At 67.0% G+C, this 20,058-nt stretch carries 18 protein-coding genes; 4 read left to right on the forward strand and 14 right to left on the reverse strand.

The window, feature by feature from the left end; genetic code table 11:
* The 3 genes from ABZX86_RS39875 to ABZX86_RS39885 form a co-directional block, all read left to right on the forward strand.
* Window positions 1-961, forward strand: a 961-nt coding sequence (locus ABZX86_RS39875) for a phosphotransferase family protein (protein ID WP_355131610.1), incomplete at its 5' end; no start/stop codon positions are given.
* A gap of 255 nt (window positions 962-1,216) precedes the next feature.
* Window positions 1,217-1,672 carry a VOC family protein gene (locus tag ABZX86_RS39880; RefSeq protein ID WP_355131612.1) on the forward strand — a complete coding sequence of 152 codons (456 nt, stop codon included), beginning with the start codon at window positions 1,217-1,219 and terminating at the stop codon, window positions 1,670-1,672.
* A 249-nt stretch (window positions 1,673-1,921) separates the two neighbouring features.
* Window positions 1,922-2,698, forward strand: coding sequence for a tyrosine-protein phosphatase (locus ABZX86_RS39885; protein ID WP_355131614.1), 777 nt, complete (start codon window positions 1,922-1,924; stop codon window positions 2,696-2,698).
* A 76-nt stretch (window positions 2,699-2,774) separates the two neighbouring features.
* Here ABZX86_RS39885 and ABZX86_RS39890 read toward each other — a convergent pair whose 3' ends face one another.
* From ABZX86_RS39890 to ABZX86_RS39950, 13 genes are all read right to left on the reverse strand, one after another.
* Window positions 2,775-3,965, reverse strand: a complete 1,191-nt coding sequence (locus ABZX86_RS39890) for a zinc-binding dehydrogenase (RefSeq protein ID WP_355131616.1) — start codon at window positions 3,963-3,965, stop codon at window positions 2,775-2,777.
* A gap of 5 nt (window positions 3,966-3,970) precedes the next feature.
* Window positions 3,971-4,549 (reverse strand): nuclear transport factor 2 family protein, encoded by a 579-nt coding sequence (locus ABZX86_RS39895; RefSeq protein ID WP_355131618.1) that lies wholly within the window; start codon window positions 4,547-4,549, stop codon window positions 3,971-3,973.
* Window positions 4,550-4,572: 23 nt separating this feature from the next.
* On the reverse strand, window positions 4,573-6,258 hold the full coding sequence (locus tag ABZX86_RS39900; protein ID WP_355131620.1) for an AMP-binding protein: 1,686 nt from the start codon (window positions 6,256-6,258) through the stop codon (window positions 4,573-4,575).
* 95 nt (window positions 6,259-6,353) lie between these two features.
* Window positions 6,354-7,859 (reverse strand): ATP-binding cassette domain-containing protein, encoded by a 1,506-nt coding sequence (locus ABZX86_RS39905; RefSeq protein ID WP_355131654.1) that lies wholly within the window; start codon window positions 7,857-7,859, stop codon window positions 6,354-6,356.
* Window positions 7,860-7,945: 86 nt separating this feature from the next.
* On the reverse strand, window positions 7,946-9,580 hold the full coding sequence (locus ABZX86_RS39910; RefSeq protein ID WP_355131622.1) for an ATP-binding cassette domain-containing protein: 1,635 nt from the start codon (window positions 9,578-9,580) through the stop codon (window positions 7,946-7,948).
* The gene (locus ABZX86_RS39915) at window positions 9,573-9,824 is read right to left on the reverse strand and encodes a hypothetical protein (protein WP_355131624.1); all 252 of its coding nucleotides are present in this window, start codon (window positions 9,822-9,824) and stop codon (window positions 9,573-9,575) included. The genes ABZX86_RS39910 and ABZX86_RS39915 overlap by 8 nt, the downstream gene beginning before the upstream one ends.
* Entirely contained in the window at window positions 9,821-10,858 is a 1,038-nt protein-coding gene (locus tag ABZX86_RS39920; protein WP_355131626.1) for a cytochrome d ubiquinol oxidase subunit II, read from the reverse strand. The genes ABZX86_RS39915 and ABZX86_RS39920 overlap by 4 nt, the downstream gene beginning before the upstream one ends.
* Window positions 10,858-12,189, reverse strand: a complete 1,332-nt coding sequence (locus ABZX86_RS39925) for a cytochrome ubiquinol oxidase subunit I (RefSeq protein ID WP_355131628.1) — start codon at window positions 12,187-12,189, stop codon at window positions 10,858-10,860. The genes ABZX86_RS39920 and ABZX86_RS39925 overlap by 1 nt, the downstream gene beginning before the upstream one ends.
* Window positions 12,190-12,337: 148 nt before the next feature.
* Window positions 12,338-13,519 carry a helix-turn-helix domain-containing protein gene (locus ABZX86_RS39930; protein ID WP_355131630.1) on the reverse strand — a complete coding sequence of 394 codons (1,182 nt, stop codon included), beginning with the start codon at window positions 13,517-13,519 and terminating at the stop codon, window positions 12,338-12,340.
* 98 nt (window positions 13,520-13,617) lie between these two features.
* On the reverse strand, window positions 13,618-14,472 hold the full coding sequence (locus ABZX86_RS39935) for an alpha/beta hydrolase (RefSeq protein WP_355131632.1): 855 nt from the start codon (window positions 14,470-14,472) through the stop codon (window positions 13,618-13,620).
* A 46-nt stretch (window positions 14,473-14,518) separates the two neighbouring features.
* Entirely contained in the window at window positions 14,519-15,037 is a 519-nt protein-coding gene (locus ABZX86_RS39940; RefSeq protein ID WP_355131634.1) for a YbhB/YbcL family Raf kinase inhibitor-like protein, read from the reverse strand.
* 34 nt (window positions 15,038-15,071) lie between these two features.
* A complete protein-coding gene (gene mdlC, locus ABZX86_RS39945) occupies window positions 15,072-16,664 on the reverse strand; it encodes a benzoylformate decarboxylase (RefSeq protein ID WP_355131636.1) in 1,593 nt (530 codons plus the stop codon).
* A 58-nt stretch (window positions 16,665-16,722) separates the two neighbouring features.
* Window positions 16,723-17,328 (reverse strand): isochorismatase family protein, encoded by a 606-nt coding sequence (locus ABZX86_RS39950; RefSeq protein ID WP_355131638.1) that lies wholly within the window; start codon window positions 17,326-17,328, stop codon window positions 16,723-16,725.
* Between the two features lie 161 nt (window positions 17,329-17,489).
* Between ABZX86_RS39950 and ABZX86_RS39955 the strand changes: the two genes are divergently transcribed.
* Window positions 17,490-19,094: an MFS transporter gene (locus ABZX86_RS39955; protein WP_355131640.1), complete on the forward strand. Its 1,605-nt coding sequence runs from the start codon at window positions 17,490-17,492 to the stop codon at window positions 19,092-19,094.
* A gap of 8 nt (window positions 19,095-19,102) precedes the next feature.
* Here the strand turns inward: ABZX86_RS39955 and ABZX86_RS39960 are convergent, their stop codons facing one another.
* Entirely contained in the window at window positions 19,103-19,960 is an 858-nt protein-coding gene (locus ABZX86_RS39960; RefSeq protein ID WP_355131642.1) for a pirin family protein, read from the reverse strand.
* Window positions 19,961-20,058 lie beyond the last annotated feature (98 nt).

The raw sequence follows: 20,058 nt of genomic DNA on the forward strand, positions 1-20,058 counted from the left end.
CTTCCCGGTATCCGGCGCGGCCCGAGTTCGCAATTTCAATCGCACCGATCGCGGATTCGCCACCGAGACCTTCCTTTTCGAGGTCGAAGACGAAAACGGCGCACTGCCACTGGTTTTCCGGCGACCACCGGAGATGTCGCTGTTTCCCGACTACGACTTGCTGCGGCAGGTGCTGGTCATGCAGCGGCTGGCCGGCACCGATATCCCGGTCGCCACACCGGTATGGCTGGACCGCGACGGTGGCGACCTCGGCAGCTCATACTTGGTGATGACACGGCTGCCGGGTGAGGCGCCCAGCGACTACCCCTCCTATCACGTAGCGGGTAATTACTTCCATGCGACGCCGCAGCAGCGCGAACGCATGTGGTGGGGCTGCATCGATACCATCGCCGATATCCACCGATTGGACTGGCGGGCACTGCGACTGGACTTTCTGGCACTTCCGCAGCACGGCGCGGCGCCCGTGGAGCAGATCGTCAACTATCTGGATGCCGCGCTGACCTGGGCCACCGAGGGCGATCAACCCGATACCTACCGCAAGGCCATCGCCTTCCTCCGGGACAATCTCTACGAGCCCGAGCATGTCACGCTCTGCTGGGGCGACGCGCGTATGTCGAACATTCTGTACGACAAGGACTTCCAAGTCAGTGGCGTATTGGATTGGGAGATCGCGTATCTCGGCGATCACGAGGCCGATCTGGGCTGGCTGCTGTTCCTGGACTGGGCCAGCAGCGAATTCGAGGGTCATGCGCCGCTGCCCGGTACGCCGACCCGCGAGGAGACCATCGCGTACTACGAGAAGCGCACCGGAATGCCGGTCCGCAACCTGGTGTTCAACGAGATCCTGGCGGCCGTGCTGCTGTCGGTTCCCCTGCTGCGCATGGCCAATCGCGTGCAGTTGCCGCCGGAAATGAATATCACCGGCTTCTGCACCGCCCGAATCGAGCAGTTGCTGCCCTGACCTGTTCCCTGTGAATGGCACAGCAGTAGCTGCATCGGAAAAGAACTCCGTTCCCGGAACTGGCGCCGGGAGCGGAGTTCTTTCTGAACCACTTTCTGTATATGGTTTCGATGGCAGGCTCCCGCGGCGGCCGATCGCGCTGTCGCTTCGTCGCGAAGGTTGCCGCCCCGACTCGCTGCTCTGGCTTGCCGCCTATTTCGGAGTGGGTACTGGGAGGATGGCGGCATCACCACTCGAGGAAACCAGGAGGGCTGCGTGAGCAACCAGGAAGACTTACCGATTCCTGCGGACGGACTGCTGTTGACTCACTTCCTGACGGTTCGTGACGTCGCGCGTTCACGCGACTTCTACGCCGAAATCCTCAGTGGGCGAGTGGTATCGGAGGAAAACCCGGCGATCGTCAAGGTCGCCAACAGCTGGATCATCATGAATCCCGGCGGTGGCCCGACCCCGGATAAGCCGGAGGTGACGCTGACTCCGCCGCGGCCGGGTGATCCGGTCTCGTCATTTCTGAATGTTCGGGTCGCTGACATCGCAGCCTTCTACGCAGCGGCGCAGGTCAAGGGGGCGCGGTTCCTGACCGAGCCCCTCGACCGCAAGGCCGAACTCCGGTGCTACCTGGTCGATCCCGATGGTTATCTCATCGAAGTAGGGCAGGCGACCGGCATACTGCGCGGCATCCTCGCCGATCTGCCCAGTGGTGAGTCCTAGGCGCAACGACGGCGGGTCGCGCGCTGTGTTGTTGCTCGCATTTACAATACGATACATAGCGTATTAGAAAGGTGGTGGTTCATCGGCCTGTTCGGTACGCATCGGCCGGGTGCCCCAGAATTTCGAAAGGATCGCCGGATGCCGACCATCGGAGATGATCAGATCAAAAGCCTGCGCGGAGGGGCCCTGGACCCCGGCCCTGGAGCAGGAAGGTCAGTAATGCGCAATCGCGCTTTTCGAGCTGCACTCGTGGTGACCGTTGGGCTGTCGGCGGGCTTCGGTACGGCAGCCACGGCGATCGCCGCCGACCCGCCTGCCACCACCAGCGCGGTGCTGGTGAACACCGACGGTCGTTCCCTCGGGCTCGCCGGCGTGCTCAATGCCCGCGATGTCGGCGGCTATCGCACCGCTGACGGCCATACGGTGCGGACCGGACTGGTGTTCCGCACCGGTGATCTGAGCAAGGCCACCGACGCCGATCTGACCACACTGGCCGGTGACAATGTTGTTGCCGTCCATGATCTGCGCACCGGGTACGAGCAGACCCTCGCGGGAGCGGACCGCATCCCCGCTACTGCTGTCGAACATCATGACGATGTGATCGGGCAGGCTCCGCCGCAGGTGCTGATGTCCACCCTCAGCGCCGGCACCGACCTGTACCGCGCGTTCATCACCACACCGGGCGCCGATGCGGGGTTTGCGGATGTGTTGCGCGATATCGCCGACAACCCCGGGGGCGTGCTCTTCCACTGCACCGGCGGTAAAGATCGCACCGGCTGGACTTCGGCTGTGCTGCTGACCATCCTGGGCGTGGACAAAGACACGGTGTACTACGACTATCTGCTGTCGAACTACTACCGCAACGCCAAGGACGGCGACGCGCTGAACGGTGTGTCTGCCCCGGCTCTGGATGCGGCCTTCGACCAGGTGGACAAGAGCTACGGCACCTTCGACAACTATGTGCACAGCGGGCTCGGTCTGACCGACGGTGACCTCACCGCGCTGAAGGCGAAAATGCTTGACTGATAAGAGCCGTCCTGAGGCTCATATCGTTCCGCCCGGGCATTGATCCGGGCGGAACGATACGGTCGACCGATTCCGATCAGGGCAGCGTCTGGTCGATCCGGTGACCTCGGGGGTCGGTGGCCTTGATGGTGGGATCGATGAGAATCTTCGCGTGGTAGTCGGGGGAGGCGAGTGCTGTGAAGGCGCCGCCGACACCGTCGAGGCCTACTGTTCCGGTGATCAGCGGGGTGGGATCGACCTTGCCGTCGGCGATCATATGCAGGGCGTCGCGGAATTCGCCCGGATCGTAGCCGAGAGCGAAGCGCAGCTCGACTTCCTTGTTGATGGCCATGACCGGCTGGAAACGATCGGTTTCCATGCAGACGCCGACGACCACCACCCGAGACCGGGGCGGGGCGGCGGCGATGATCTGCTCGATAATGCCCGGCGCGCCGACACATTCGAAGACGTCCGGACCGGTGGGGCCGAGGTCGAAGGTGTGCAGGGCGCGAAAGGCGTACCACCAGGGCAGGTGGGGGATTCGGCGCAGCCGCTCCATGATGTCGAAGCCGAGATTGAGGGTTTCGACCGCGTCGGCGGCACGGTCCTTTTCGGGGGCGTGGTCCCACGGGCCTTCGACGGCGGGGTCCACGACGATATCGGCTCCGCACCGGGTGGCGAGTTCTCTGCGGCGCGGGGAGAAATCGCTGGCGATCACGGTGCGCACCCCGGACGCTTTCAGCAAAGCGATGACCGCGAGACCCACTGGGCCGCAACCGATCACGAAGGCGGTACGCTTCGAGCTGACCCGGCCCTTGCGCACGGCGTGCCAGGCCACAGCCATGGGCTCGGTCAGCGCCGCGTGGTCGGCGGAGAGCCCGTTCGGCACCGCGAAGGTCATGCACTCCTGAGCCAGCACCTGCTCGGCGTAACCGCCGGAGGCGTGGGCCGACAATCCGGTGGGGTGCGGGTCGCGGCCGTGCCGCAGTATCGGCATTGCCACGACCGGCGTTCCGGGCTTCCACGGCCGGCGGGTGCCGGGCCCGTATTCCACTATCTCACCGCAGAATTCGTGCCCCATCACCACACTCTGGTGCGAGCGCATCATGGCGTCGAAGCCGCCGGCGGCGAACAGATCCGCCAGTTCATCGCAGTGCGATCGGGCGTGCAGGTCCGAACCGCAGATACCGCATCGCAGGACGTTCAACAGCACCTGCCCGCTGCCCGGCTGGAGCGCGGGCAGCGTCTGCACACTGAGCTCACCATTGGCGCACACGACGGCGCGCATGCGGCTCACCCCTCCCTGGTCGCGGATTCGGGTGCGGCGCCCGTGTGCACCAGGTCGATATAGGCCTGGGGCAGTTCCTCGAAGGCCAGTTTGGTGATGCTCGCCGGGCCGGAGTGGTAGGAGTCCTCGCCCTGGAGTTTGCCGTTCTCGTCGACCGGCCACAGCAGCAGCTGCCGGAAGACGATGAGGTAGTCGGCGCTCTCATCGTCCACGGGCATTCCCATCCGGGCCGCGACCGCACCGGGGTAGATCTGCTTCAGGAAGCCTTCGGTCACCACGCAGTGGTCGTCCACGACGAGCCGATCCAGCTCGAAGGCAAGGATATTGGTGCGGCTCTCCAGGAATGCGGTGTAGTAGGCGTGCACGGCCTCGGTGCCCTTGGAGCCGACATCCTGGCCGTCGAACCAGAAGTGGTAGTCCGGGTTCGGCGAGAGGGTGGCCATGAGGCGATCCATATCGGGGGCGGCCTCGGCCTTCATATGCTCGAGTACGACGCTCAGTACTGTGCGGTGGCGCTGGTTCGTGGTCTCCGCGAGTCGCTTCTCGACGAGTTCCCAGGTGCTGCTCTGGTTGATGACGGGCATGACTGTCTCTCTTCTGTGGTGGATCACAGCAGCCGCCTGCGGCCGAATCGCTCGAATTCGGCTTCCAGGGCGGCCTTTTCGGCTGCGTTCATGGGGTGGTATTCGGGTTCGCCGCGTGTGGACCAGCGGTAGACCGTGTCGGTGGTGCGCCAGAGTTCCTGCTGGAGTTCGCGTTTGAGCACCTTGTTGGAGCCGGTCATGGGCAGGTGCGGGGATACGCGCAGAAAGCGCGGCGTGGCCTTGCTGCCGAGATCGGGCCGCGCGCTCAGGAAGGCGGTGAAGGCCGCGATATCGAAGGTCGCCGGATCGGCCACCTCGAGGGCGGCCATGACCTGATCGCCGGAGCGCGGGTCCGGTACCGCGTACACGCCCGCGGCGATCACCTCGGGGTGGCGGCGCAGCACGCGCTCGATGACCAGCGCAGAGGTGTTCTCGCCGTCGACGCGAATCCAATCACCCTGGCGCCCTGCGAAGTAGATGAATCCGGCGGTGTCGACGTATCCGAGATCCCCGGTCCAGTACCAACCGTGGCGAATGCGATCGGCATCGGCGTGGTCGTTCTTGTAGTAGCCCTCGAAGGCGCGCACGCCGGCCTTGTTGACGATCTCGCCGATGGCCTCGTCGGGATTGCGCACCCGGCCGTACTCATCGAGCCGGGCCCGCTCGCATTCGCGCAGCGTCTCCGGATCGATGATCGCGATGCCCGCGTGCGCGGGACGCCCGAGCGCGCCGGCGGGGGTGTCCGGCGCCAATTCCACCGCACCGGCGCCCTCGCTGGACCCATAGCCCTCGAACAGCTGCGCACCGAATCGGCGCACGAATTCCACCTGATCCTCCGGCGAGGCCTCGGTGCCGAAGGCGCGCTCGAGGGTGTTGTCACCGTCGCCGGTCAACTCCGGTGTGGCCATCAGGTAGCCGAGGGCCTTGCCGACATAGGTGAAGAAGGTCGCGCCGAAATACCGTACGTCCGGCAGGAATCCGCTCGCCGAGAACTTCGGCGTCAGGCAGACGGTCGCACCGTTCACAAGAGCCGGGGCCCAGAGCGCCATGATGGCATTGCCGTGGAAAAGCGGCATACAGCAGTAGTCGACATCGCCGCGATGGTGACCGAATTTGGCGCTCGCGGCATAGGCCGTCCAGGCCAGCCGGCCCTGACTGCATTTGACGGCCTTGGAGGCGCCGGTCGTCCCGGAGGTGAACAGCAGCAGGAACAGATCGTCTTCGCCGACGCCGGGGGCGATGGCGGGCTCGGCGCGGTGCGCATCGAGCAGGGCCGCGTAGCCGGGATCATCGACAAGGAGGAACCGATCGGCGTCGAGCCCCAGATCCAGCGCCCGCAGCCGGGTCATCCCTGCGGTATCGGTGACGATGAGCTGGCAGTCCACATAGTGGATCTCCGCCGCGAGCTCGTCCGCGCTCCGGGTCGGGTTGATTCCGGCGATGGTCGCACCCGAGAGCGCGGCGCCGCCCAGCCAGAAAATGAAATCGGGGACATTGTCGAGCAGGACGCCGATATGGAACGGCCCCGGACGCCGCATCGCGAGCGCCAGGGCGGCTCGTGCCGCCGACTCCCGCACTACGCCGTCCCAGGTCCAATCCTGTTGGCGGGTGCGGAGTCCGGGGTGCTGATCCCCGAGCCGGTCGATCAGCAGGTGCGCGATATCCGCGTATTGCGTCGCCGTCGAATCGGCATTCACGGCCCTCGTCATCGAGTCCTCCGCCTGGAGTTCTGAATATCGCTACGCCGTGCAGCGATATTCAGAACCATAGACAGCGACCAGCGCGACGAGCACTGCGATCCCGGTCAGCGAAACTCTGTGCTCGAACCCATTGCCTCCGTGCGCGGCCCTTGCGAGACTGCGGGATTTCCGGTTGCGCCCGCCTGGTCGAGGCGCAGGTGCTGGACGCCGTAATTCGGCAGATGGGCGTGGTGGCGGTCGTGAACGGCCGCGATGACGGCCGCCTCGGGCAGTCGGCGGCGAATCGCCTCGAAGGTGCGGCGGATATGCCCGGGATCCAGGCCCTCGGTGGGCTCGTCGAGCAGGAGTATTCGCGGGTGAGCCGCGACTGCGCGGGCAATGGTGAGCCGCCGGGTTTCCCCGTGCGAGAGTGTGCGCGCCCCGGTGCCGACCCGGGTGCCCGGCCTCAGATCCGTCAGGCCGAAATCGTCCAGTAGCAGTTGCGCGTCGGTGTCGGTCAGTGCGGGCGCGCCCAGGCGCAGATTCTCGGCGACGGTGCCGGTGAAGACCGGATCGTCGTGCCAGACCGGGATCAAGGTGTGCGGCGTCGCGGCATTCGCCGCGATATCACGTAGCGCGGTCGTCTTTCCGATGCCGGAAGCGCCGGAGAGTACGGTGGTCGAACCGGGCGCGAACGATACCGCGACCATTGGCCGGGGTCGCTCGATGCCGGGCTCCTCGGCGCCGCGCAGAGGGGCCAAACGCTCTGCTGCCGTGGCAGATTCGACCGTCTGGCGGGAGATGGCCGCAAGCGCTTCGAGTTGCTCGGCGAGCTGGATCGTCACCAGCGCCACCAGGGTCGCCGTCGGCAGTGCGGGGGTCATCGGACCGGAATGAAGCCAGAAAGCCACGGCCGCGACCATGCCCGTGCCGATGAGGCGAATACACAGCACGGCCCGTCGATCACACAGTGCGGTACGCGCCTCGAGCCCGTCCAGGCGGGCGAGCAGCGATCGGAGGTCGCGGTGTAATTGTTCGGCCGCGCCGAGGCATACCAATTCCGGTGCGGCGGAGGCGATCATCGCGATTCGGGTGCGTGCGGCGCCACGTGCCGCGGCGAGTTCTGCGGACAGGGTGTGGCGGGCCCGCCCGGCGATGATGGCCACGACCGCCGCTGCGATCGCACCGCTCGCACAGATCGCCGCGGCGGCGGGTGCGGCCCACAGCAGTGCGCCGCACCCGGCCGCCAGCGCGATGACGGTCGCGCAGAGCGGAATGACGGCGCTCACCACCAGATTGTCGACGGATTCGGCATCGTTCATGATCCGGTCCAGGGCGTCCGAGTGTGCGCATTCGCGCTGGACCGCAGTCGGCGCCGCTGCGAGATCATCGAAGAGCCGCAGCCGAATTCGGGTGCGCCAGTCCAGGGCGACCGCGTGCGCGCCCAGGCGTTCGCCGTAGTGGGCGCCGATGCGGGCCAGGGCGAGGGCGCGCACGGCACCGCTGGGCAGGTAGTAACCGAACCCGGGCAGCAGGCCCGCGCCCGCGAGCGCGCAGGCGGCCAGGAACCATCCGGACAGGCTCAGCAGTCCGATTCCGGCCAGCGCGGCGAGAGCGGCCAGGGCAGTCACGGCCAAGAGCCGGCGCCTCGCGCGCGGATCCGGCAGGCGAGCGAAATGCGCTAGGGCGCTGAGCGGTCCGGTGGGCTTCCTGCCGTTCACGAGATCCGCACCGGGCGACTCGTGGTCTCGAGATCGAGAATGCTGTCCGCCAGCGCGGCCACGGCGGGGGAGTGGGTGGCCACGGCCACCGTTCGCCCGGACCAGGCGGCCGTGAGGACCGGAAGCAGGGCGGCTTCGGCGGCGGCGTCGAGATGTGCGGTCGGTTCGTCGACCAGCCACAGCGGAGCGTCGCGCACCAGTGCGCGGGCCAGTGCCAGCCGCTGTCCTTCGCCCGCCGACAATCCGAATCCTTCAGCCCCGATAGGTGTTTCGATGCCGTGCGGCAACCGCTCCAGCAATTCCGAGAGCCCGACCCGGGCGAGCGCGTCGTGGATGTCCTCTGCCGAGGCATTCGGGGTGCCGAGCCGGAGATTGTCGGCGAGGGTGCCGGTCAGGATCGCGGTGCGATGGCCCAGCCACGAGCACCCGCCCGGATGCGGGGGTAGGCCATCCACGGTGATGCGCCCGCTCTCGGGGATCACCAATCCGGCGAACAGGTTCAATACGGTGGTCTTGCCGCTGCCGGACGGCCCGGTCAGTGCCAGCGAGGTTCCCGCGGGCACCTCGATGTCGAGCCCGCGCAGCACCCGTACCTCGACCTCTCGGGCGGACAGGCTGGGTGGATGTGCGGGGCGGTCTCCGGCCGCTTCGGCAGTGTGCGCGGGAACGGTTGCCGCGCGCGACAATTCGTCCACTGCGGCGAGCGCGGAGTCGCGCAGGTGGTAGCCGGCGGCGAGTTCACGCCAGGGCGCGAAATACAGCGGCGCGAGTACCAGCACGAAAAGGGCCGAGGCGAAGGAGAGCGCGGGAGTGCCCGGCAGCCGCAGATAGCCGAGCAGGACGAGCCCGCAGTAGGTGGCGATGATCGCGACCGCCGCGGTGATGACGGTATCGAGAACCGATCCGGCGAGCACCGCGCGCCGCAGCACCGTCATGGCCGAACACTGCAAACCGAGTGCGGCGCTGTGGATTCTGGCCCGCTCCGCGGCGACGGCCCGCAGCGCGGTGAGCGTGTGCAGACCGCGGAATCGGTCGTGCAGACGGGCCGACAGGTCGCGCGTCGCCTCGAGTTCGGCCGCGGCGGCCGCGCGCGTGGCCAGGCCTATGGCATAGAGATTGACGGGGATGATCGGCGTGGCCAGGAGCATCAGAATGGCGGCGGGCCAGTGCGTGAGCAGTACGACGACGAGTACGGTCGCCGCGCTGGGTGCGGCGGCGAGCCGGGCGGGCAGGTGCCTGCGCTGGAACTCGCCGATTCGCCGGCTCAGATCCATTGTCCGCCAGGCTGTTCCGGCGGGATCCGCAGCCGCTGCCGCCGGATTCACCACCGGCGTCGCGGAGGCGGCGATCCGCGCGGCAATGGCCGCCGCGCCGCGCTGCGCCTCACGCTCGGCGTAGTGGTAGGCGCCGAGCCTGAGCACCGCGCCGCCGATCAGGGCGATCGCACACGTGGTGAGTCCGGTCGATGATCGCAGCGCCAGCACCATTCCGGCCCACATCGACACGGTGCCCGCCTGCCCGGCGACCTGGGCAATGGCGGCATGGTGCAGCAGGGACCGGCCGGGTGCGGCGAGAGCGCGCAGACAGGCAGCGGCACAGTCGCTTTCGCGGTGGTCGTCCCGTTCAGTCATCGTTGCCCGGCGCTCGGCCCGCCTCCCGCCGTTCGTCGGCGATCCACACCACCAGACCAGCCAGGACGCACGCGGCGATGGCCGCGATATTGAGGGCGCGATGCATCGGCGTGCCGCTGAAGATGCCGGTGAATGTGAACGACAGCAGAATGCCGAGCGCGGTCCAGGCGATATTCGCGAAACGACCGAAACGCCTTCGGCCGCTCTCGGGTCGGCCGCTCGCGGGCATGCGGTGCGCACTCATCGGCGCACCGTGGAGGTGGCCGGGCCGAGCGCGCGCCCGGCGGGTGCCCCGGCCGGAAGATCAGGCCGGTACCTGCCCCGGAAGACCCGATGGGCGAACCAGTTGTAGAACAGCAGCAGTGGAATATTCACACCGACTCCGATCAATACGAAACGCATAGAGCTGTAGGGAGACCGGGCTGCGCCCACGGTGATATCCGGCGGGACCAGCAGCGGATACAGGATCGCGCCCACGGCGACTGTCGCGCCCGCCACCGCGCCGAGGACCGCGATCAGCGGCAGCCGATCGCGAGCCCGGCCGGACAAGACCACCGCCGCGAGCAAGCCCAGCGTCGCGACCGCGGCACCTGCCCACAGCAGGGCCGCTCTCGTTCCGAACTCGGACGGAAGGCGCAGTGCCGTAGCGGTGTTCACTCTCGCCGCGGCAATGATGAGCAGTCCCAATCCCAGTGCCGCGGCGACCCGCCCGGACCTCGCGGCCCGTGCGCGCAGCGCGCCTTCGCTCTTGTAGTGCAGGTAGGCGGCTCCAGCCGCGGCATAGAGCGCCACCGCCACCGCGCCGCACAGCACCGGAAACCAGCCGAAGAAGTCGAAAGCGCCTCCGGTGAAGCGGATTCCGGAATGCGAGACCCCCGTCAGCAGTCCGCCGACGAGTACTCCCTGCCCGAAGGCGGTGACCAGCGAGGACCAGCCGAAGAGCGCACACGGCAGCCGGGGCACCCCTGTTGCCGCGGAGACGAATTCGATCGACGCACCGCGCAGGAACAGCCCGAGCAGTACCACCAGGAACGGTATGTACAGCGCCGGCAACATCACCCCGTAGGCGGCCGGGAACGCGCCGAACAGGACAATGCCCAGCAGTACGATCCATGATTCGTTCGCATCCCAGGCAGTCGCGACGATCTCCACCATCTCCCGGCGTTGCTCGCCATCGCGGACGCCGGGCATGAGAATGCCGATGCCGAGGTCGTAACCGTCGAGCATGACATACATGAGCGCACAGAACAGGGCCAGGATCAGGCAGCCGGTAGCCATCAGACCTCCTGTGGGACAGCGATATCGGGCCCGCGCCGGACGCATCGGACCACGTAACCGATCCAGATGGCGAGCATGGCGCCGTAGAGGGCGGCGAAGACCGCCAGCGATGCCACCACCGTCGGCGGCGCAAGATGCGACACCCCGTCGGCGGTGCGGAGTTTCCCGTACACCACATACGGCTGCCGACCGGTTTCGGCCAGCACCCAGCCCCCGATAATGGCGATGACTCCGGCGGGAGCCAGCCAGGTCACGAACCGGTGGAATCGTGGTGCGGTGTACAGCTTTCCGCGTAATCGCAGCACCACGCTCGCGAGGGCGGCGGCCAGCAGCACATTCGCGGTGTAATACATGATGCGGAAGCCCCAGAACGTGGTCCACGAGTTGGGTCGTTCGGACGGCGGCGTCTGGTCCTGTCCGGGGATTGGCGTATGACCGGACAGATCCTTACCGATCCAGCTGCCCATATCGGGGATGGTGAGCTGCACCAGGTTTCGCTGCCGGCTCTCGTCCGGAATGACGAAGGCATTCCACCCGGTATTGCTGGAATCCCAATTGCCCTCCATGGCAGCAATTTTGGGCAATTGCCGCGGACCGTAGACATCGGCGATGCTGTCGCCGACGAACATCTGGATCGGAAGGAGCAGTGCCACCATGCCCAGGCCGATCGAGAGCGTCCGGCGGGCGAATTCCCGGTACAGCCCGCGCCGCAGATAGTACGCGCCCACGGCGGCGACCAGGATCGACGCCGAAATGAAGACGGCGAGGAGCATATGCGGAAACCGCCAGCCGAAGGAGGGATTGAACAGGATCCGCATCCAATCGGCGGGTACGAATCGCCCGTTCTCCTCGCGATATCCGGCCGGTGTCTGCATCCAGGAATTCGCCATGAGAATCCAGGTCGTCGACAACACCGTGCCCAGAGCCACCATGCAGCAGCTGAGCAGCATGATGCGCGGCGGCACCCGGCCCTCGCCGTAGAGCATGACACCGATGAATCCGGCTTCGACGAAGAAGGCGGTGACCACCTCCATGCCGATGATCGGACCCAGGATAGGCCCGGTCCGTGCCGCGAATTCGCCCCAGTTCAAACCGAATTCGAAGGTGAGTACGGTGCCCGCCACCACACCGAGTCCGAATCCCACCGCGAAGATGCGCTTCCAGAACTGGAAGATCTGCAGGTAGATGGTATTGCCGGTGCGCAGGTACACCGCATAGACCACCGCCAGGAATACCGACAACCCGACGGTGATCGCCGGAAACGTCATATGGAATGCGACGGTGAGTGCGAACTGCCAGCGGGAAACGTCGAGCAATGTCGGCGAGGGCACGGATAACCAGCTTTCGGCATTCAGCGGGGCAGGGTCACAACTCCGGTTCCGGCGGGCGGGTGAGATCACTGCATATTAGCCAATTAATTGCTGTATACCCGGGACGTGGCAGCCTGTTCGGGGCGCGGCGGCCGCGGCATTCGGCCGGTCAGCTGTTCGGTAGCGTGCGGTGGGCGCGCAGGGCGAGGTAGAGTTCGGCCGCCTGGGCGGGCTCGGAGACTCGCAGACCGGTCAGTTCGGCGATTCGATTGAGCCTGAAGCGCACCGTGTTTCGATGCACGTACAGGGTTTCGGAGAGTGCGGTGATATTGCCGCCGAGCCGGAACCATGCGGAGAGGGTGTCCAGCAGGCTGGCGCGATCGTGCTCGGGCAGGGTCAGCATCGGTCCCAATACCTGGGTGACGAGGGCGGCGGCGAGATCGGGGGCGCTCACGATCAGGATGCCGAAGAGTCCATGTTCATAGCGTAGTACCGGGTCGCATTCGGGATCGGCAGCGGCGCAAGCGAGTTCGGCCTTGCGGAGGGCGGCATGCGCATAGGTGAGATCGGTGAAGACCGGGCTGATGCCGATTGTGTCCTCGGCCCGCTCCCGCAGTAGGCCGGTGAGCCGTTCGATGGGAAAGCTCTCGGTCAGCGCGACGATGCCGACATGGGTGTCGAGGCGGGTCCGCCACGCCGCCCGCACGCCCAGTGCCGTCAATGCCGCTGCGACTCCCGGGATCGGCTCGGGCACAGCAGATTCAGTGGTCGCACAGATGACCGCGTAGGTGCCCGACACGGGCAGGCGAACGGCGTCCGCACAGGCCCGCAGCCGCGCTGCGCTCTCCGCCTCGCCAGCCAGTAGCGCCTCCAGCGCGGCGGCTCGCGCCCGAGCGTCTCGCCGGTTCTGCTCGGTGATGGCCTCGACGTAGCCGGCGGTCAGCGCCTGGGAGTAATCGTCGACCAGCCGCCAGATATCGGATGCCCGCGCGAGCAGATTCTCCCCGGCCTCCGGATCGCCGGCCGCCATGGCGACCATCCGATCCCACGTCACCCGGGTCCCGATTCGATACGCGCGCAGCACTACCGGGAGCGGAATCCGCTGCTGGGCGCGCAGCCTGCCGGTGCTCTCCGCGGAGGCCGTGCCGGGGCTCGGATGACCTGCCAGATGCGATAGCACGCCCTGCAGATTTTCTCGGTTGTTGCGGCGCAGATCGTCCGCCGCGATCGGACCGGTCGTGCCGTAGGCCGGTTCCGTATGCATGATCTCCCGCGCCACCTCGTCCACGAGCGCGTCGATGTTCTCGAGGAGTGCGTGGCAGGCGGCCGCGACGAAGCTGTCGGAGGTCATCGATCGATCATCGGTGCGGGCCGTGCGCGGCCGGAGCGATTTCGTGATTGCGGGGTGCTCGCTCCGGCGCGGCGGCCGGCTGGACTACGCCCCGATGCTCATCCCACGGCTTCGCGAATGAGCGCGGCGACCTGATCCGGGTGCGTGAGCGCGACCAGATGCGGTGAGGCGATCTCCACGATCTTCTTCGCATTGGCGCGGGTGGCCATCATGCGCTGCGCGTCCGGCGGAATCGCATTGTCCTCGGTGGTCACCACGAACCAGGACGGCAGCGTCTTCCAGGCGGCGTCGGTGACCTTCCCATCCAAGGCCAGCGGCGTGGCCGGACGTCCCGAGACCGCCATGGCGTTCACCAGATCGGCGGGCAGTCCGGCGGCGAAGACGGCGCCGAATTGTGCGGGGTCCACCAGCAATTCGGGCACCTGCACGCCGTCGATGTCGACGGTGTACTTCGAGGGCACCGTGGCGGCGACCAGCTTGGTGGGAGGGTAGGCGTTCGCCACACCGAGGCAGGACTGCCCCACCTCGGGTGCGAATGCCGCGCTGTACACCAGGCCCTTCACGTTCGGGAACTTCGCACCGATCTCGGTGATGATCGCGCCGCCGTAGGAATGCCCGACCAGTACCACCGGCCCGTCGATGGCGCCGACCACCTTGCCGAAGTAATCGGAGTCGACACCTATGCTGCGCAAGGGATTCGCGGGGACCATCACCTTGTACCCGCCGGCCTGCAATTGATCGCTGACCTTGGACCAGGTGCTGCCGTCCAGGCCGGCACCGTGCACCAGGACGACGGTGGTGTCCTTGGCCTGCTGAGACAGGGCCGCCGCGGAGGTAGTGGCGGCGGTGTTCTTATCGTCGCTGCTCGAGGAGCATGCCGTCCCGGCGGCCAGGGCCGCGGCAGCAAAGACGCTGCCTACCAATACATTGCGACGGTTCACAGGTGTATCCACTGCGGGGTCTCTCCTTCTCGATGAGGATGGTTCGAAAGAAGCGGGCTCACGCGGCGTCGTAGGTGCCGACGAGGATCGCGCGCGCCGTCGCGGTGGCGAACAGACTGAACCCGAGGACGGCGCCGCTGGTGAACTCGTCGATGCCGAGTTCGTCGAGCGGGAGGGCATGGACGGCGATGTAATAGCGATGCGTACCGGTACCGGGCGGGGGAGCGGCACCGGTGTACCGGGCCACCCCCGCATCGGCGCGCAGCACGAGCGCCCCGGCGGGAATCGCCGAACCGTCACCCGCGCCGGGCGGCAGCGAGGTCGTGCCGGCGGGGATGTTCGCCACGCACCAGTGCCAGAAGCCGGACACCGTCGGTGCGTCCGCGTCGTACACCGTCACCGCGAAACTCTGGGTATCGGCCGGGAACCCGGACCACGACAGCTGCGGCGAGATATCCGCTCCGCCGACCGACGCGGCGGCATGCGCCCTCGCCAGCGGTCCTTCGTGAGTGAAATCTGTTGAGGTGAGGGTGAATCCGGGTAGTTCGGGAAGGTAGGCGTAGGGATCCTGGCGCATCTGCACTCCTGTTGTCGAGCGTCGCCGGGAAGGCTCAGAACATGCCGCTGGATTGAGCCCTGACATCGCACTCGATCAGGTGGGGTCCGGGCTCGGTGAAGGCTCGCCGCAAGGCGGCCGTGGTGGAGTCGGCGTCCGAAACACGCTCGGCCGCAACGCCATAACCGGTGGCGAGGGCGACGAAGTCGATGCCGCGCAGCTTGATGTCGGGCAGCTGGGCGGCCAGTAGCGTCGCGTAATCCTCGAGTACCTGATAGGTGCCATTGCGCAGGACGAAGAAGGTGACATCGCAATTGTGCTGGGCGGCGGTCCACAGTCCGGCGATGGTGTAGTTGCTGGCGCCGTCGCCGAGGATGGCGATGGTGTGCCGGCCCGGGCGCGCCAGGCTGACGCCGACCGCGGCGGGCAGGCCGAAGCCGACGGTGCCGGCGCCGGGCGCGAAGTAGCTGCCGGGTTCGGAGACCGGCACCCGGTTCCACCAGCCGATCATCGAGGGTGCGTCCCAGACGTACTGCGCTCGGCCGGGTCGTTCCTCGGCGAGGATGTCCCACACCTGATGCTCGGTGAGCGCGCCGGTCCGGGCGATGACCTCCGGGGCCGGGCGCGGCGCGGGTAGTGCGCGTCCGCTCGCGGCGACGGCCTCGGTCAACGCGGTGAGGGCCGCGGCGGGATCGCCCAGGATCGACCAGCCCAGTGGTGCACGCGCGGCCTGGGCCGGATCGGCGGTGATATGGACGAGTTCGGTATCGCCGGAGAGATAGGGGCCCGCGTCCCAGCCGTGATAGGGCAGGAGCGCGCCACCGATCCAGGCCACGAAATCATAGGGTTCGAGCTGTGTGCGCACCTGCTCGATGGTCGCGCCCAGAGCGCCGCGGAAACAGCGGTGATCGGTCGGGAACGGCAGGCGTGAATACTCGCCGCTGCCCAGAAACACTTCCAGGCTTCGTTTCTCGGCCAGCGCGATGGCCGCGTCCCAGCCGCCGTACTTGTCGACATCGGGGCCGAGCACCAGCAGCGGATTCTCGGCCGATTCCAGGCGGCGCGCCACCTGATCGATATCCGCCTGCGGCACTTGGGGATTGCCGGAGATGCGGCGGCTGCTCGCGTACTTCGAGGTGTCCGGGTCGGCCTCGCGCCGCCAATCATCGAGGGGAATCGAGACGCATACAGGTCCGGTCGGCGCGGTGAGCGCGCAGGCGGCGGCCCGCGCGAGCACGGCGGGGACCGATTCCGGACTGGGCGCCTCGAAGCTCCACTTCACCAGTGGGCGCGGCAGCATGGTCGCGTCCCGGTTGGTGACTATCGCCTCGAGGGTCAAGAGTGACCGGAATTGTTGTCCCGCAATAATAATCAGCGGTGCGCCGTTCTCATACGCATTGGTCAGCGCGCCCATGCCGGTGGCCAGGCCGGCCGCCGAGTGCACCGACACCACCACCGGCTTACCGGAAGCTTGCGCGTACCCATCGGCAATGGAGATCACCGACCCCTCCTGCAGGGCGAGCACGAACTGGAAGTCCTCGGGCAGCCGGTCCAGGAACGGCAGCTCATTGGATCCCGGGTTGGCCACGACGGTCGTCGCGCCGAAGGACCGCAACACCTCGTATGAAGCTTCGCGAACGGTCACCATCGAGTCTCCTTGGCAGCAGCGTGACGCGTGGAAGAGCTGAACGGTCGAGGCGAGCGCTTTACATCCCCATCGTGACGTTGAATTCGCCGTAGACCTCCGCGATCAGTTCGCGCGATTTCGGGTTGGCCCAGTTGTTCATCCACTCCGAGGTCACCTGCATCCACGTCACCGGCACCACCCCGGCCTGGGTCATCCGTGCCACCGCGCAATCGTGCGCTTCGGCCGACATATCGCCCGCGGCGTCGACGATGCCGTAGACCTGGAAACCCTCGCGCAGGGCGTGCAATGCGCTGAAGGTCATACACATCGAGGTCCACAGACCGGTCAGCACGAGTTTGCGGCGGCCGGTGGCGCGTATCGCGTCCAAGACGGTCTCATCGGCCAGGGAATCAAAGCCCGGGACCTTGCGCACGGTAATGTCGGTACCGGGCAGCGCTGCGGCGATATCGGCACGGAAGTCACCATTGCCGGGCGGATTGAGCGCCGTCAGGACCGCCGGAACGTCGAGAATCCGGGCCGCCGTGGCAATGGCCAGCGCGGCGCGGTGCACACCGTCCCGATCGCGACCGCTCATACCGTTGTACATATGCGGTTGATAGTCGATGAGTAGTAGCACGCTGTCCTCGGCGCCGAGCGCGTCGATCGGAGTTCGGTTATCCGGCATTGCTCGCTCCCACTCGTGTCGGGTTGTGCCTCGGATACGGTAAGCGGAATCCAGGGGCGGATTCGGCAATTGAGTACGCGCGGGGATTCGCGGGCGAAAGCGGCCGCACCGCGCCGCGTAGCGTCCCCGGCAGGGCTGTGATCTGTGCATATGCTCGCGCGATGACGACCGTGAGCGTTCCGGCCACCCCTGTCCGGTCATTGGCTCCCTTCGCCTCGACGGTTTTCCGGGCTTTGTGGATCGCCCAGCTGGTCTCCAACCTCGGCACCTGGATGCAGGTCGTCGGCGCGCAATGGCTGCTCGTCGACGAACCCAATGCGGCCCTGCTGGTCTCCCTGGTGCAGACCGCGAGCACGCTGCCGGTGGTGCTGATGGTCGTCCCGGCCGGCGTGCTGGCGGATCTGGTGGACCGGCGCCGACTCCTGATCGTCTCCGAGTCGGCCATGGCGGTGGTCGCCGCGATACTCACCGTCTCCACCGCCCTGGGCCAGACGACGCCGATGGTATTGCTGCTGCTGTTGTTCCTGGTCGGCTGCGGGCAAGCGCTGAGCCTGCCCATCTGGCAGGCGATCCAGCCGGAACTCGTTCCACGAGAGCAGATTCCGGCTGCTTCGGCACTGAACGGGCTCAGTGTCAACGGTGCGCGGGCGGTGGGTCCGGCCATTGCCGGTGTCTTCGTCGCGCTGGCCGGTCCGACGTTCGTCTTCGGCGTCAACGCGGTGTCGTTCCTCGCCACGGTCGCCGCGGTGATCTGGTGGCGCCGTCCCAAGTCCGATGACGCCATGCCGCACGAGCGCCCCTTCGCCGCCCTCGCCGCCGGACTGCGATATGTCCGATCAGGCCCGGCGGTGCGGCGGGTGCTGTTGCGGTCACTGCTTTTCATCATTCCCTCCAGTGCGCTGTGGTCGTTGCTACCGGTGGTCGCGCGCGGGGAGCTGGGCCTGTCCTCGTCCGGGTACGGTCTGCTGCTGGCCGCGCTCGGTATCGGCGCCGTGGCCGGTGGTCTCGGTTTCTCGGTCATGCGCCGCCGCTGGGGCGCCACCTGGATGCTGGCGGTCTCGGCCGCGCTGTTCGGTATCGCGACCCTGGTGGCCGGTGTGGTTCAGCAGCTGGCCCTGGTGCTGCTCGTGCTGTTCGTCGCCGGAATCGGATGGCCGATGGCGCTCTCGACCCTCAATTCGATGATCCTGCTGATGTTTCCGGCGTGGGTGCGGGCCCGGGGGATGTCGGTGTACACGCTGGTGTTCATGGGCGGTCAGGCCATCGGTTCACTGCTGTGGGGTGCGGTCGCGGCGATGCTGGGCACGGCGGGTGCGATGGCGGTGGCTGCGGTACTGCTCGGTTTCTGTGCGGTGAGCACGCTGTGGTGGCCGGTCGAACAGGACGCCGCCGACTTCGATCTCACGCCTCTGGCGTATTGGCCTGAGCCCTATGCTGTTTCGGCTCCGGAGCCGGACGACGGACCGGTGCTGGTCTTGCGCCGGTACGACGTCCCGCCGGAAGCGGCCGCCGGATTCTTCCCGGCGGTGGCGCGCGCGGGGCGCTCGCGTCAGCGCACCGGTGCCATGGAGTGGCGGCTCTATCGCGATATCGGTGTGGCCGACCGATACGTGGAAGCGTTCGTGGTGCGCTCCTGGGAGGAGCACCTGAGCCAGCACCGCACTCGCCTCACCGTGCTGGATCAGGACATCGAACATCAGGTCGCCCAATACACGGTGGGCACCGATGAGATCACCCACCTGATCGCTGTCGACGAAACCCTTTAGCAGGCAGCCTATTTCGGCATCGGACCGAACTCTCCCGCCTGATAGTCACGCACCGCCTGCTCCAGCTCCGCCCGGGTGTTCATCACGAACGGACCACCCATGGCGACCGGTTCGTGCAGCGGAACACCCGTCCACAGCAGAAAGTGCAGGGGTTCGGCTCCGGTATTGCGCACCTGCAGCGCCGTCGGCTCACCCGGGCTGGGTTCGAGATGTACCGCCTGACCGGAATGCGCGGTATCACGGCCGAATTCACCGTTGCCGCGCAGAATGTAAGCGAATCCCTCCTGGTGGGAGGGAATCTCCTGCTCGACCGTGGCGCCGGGATCCACTGTCGCGTCGATCATGGTGACCGGCACATGATTTCGTGCCGGGCCGACCACGTCGCCGGAGCGCCCGGAGAAGACCTTCACCACGTAGCCGGGGCCCGTGCGGAGGGGCATCGCGGCCGCGCGCAGATCCTGATAGCCGGGCTCGACGAGCTTGTCGGCGGCGGGCAGGTTCAACCACAGCTGCAAGGTGTGCACCTGCCGCCCCTCGAAGGCGGTCTCGGCATGCAGCAGGCCCCGCCCCGCGGTCATCCACTGCACATCACCGGCGGCGAGAACGCCGTGCCCGCCGCGATTGTCACGATGCTGGAGTTCACCGTCGAGCACATAGGTGATGGTTTCTATGCCGCGGTGCGGATGCCAGTCGAAACCGACTGTGCTGAACCAATCTTCCATCAGCGCCAGGAATGGGTCGGTCGCGGACGGATCGCCGGGCGGGAGCACGATGGCCTTCTTGTCGACCTGTGAGTCGGCGCCGATCAGGGTGCGATCGGTAACGCTCTCGATTCCGCGAGACGGTAGCGAATGCGTGGTGGTCATCGAACAGCCTGCCTTTCGATTCGAGCAGCCGTTCCGAGCCACTGCTCACGCTGTTGGGGGGCGGCGTTTTGATTGTGCTCGGAATAAGCGGGGTCGAC

This window comes from Nocardia sp. NPDC006630, assembly GCF_040611495.1.
Classification (GTDB): domain Bacteria; phylum Actinomycetota; class Actinomycetes; order Mycobacteriales; family Mycobacteriaceae; genus Nocardia.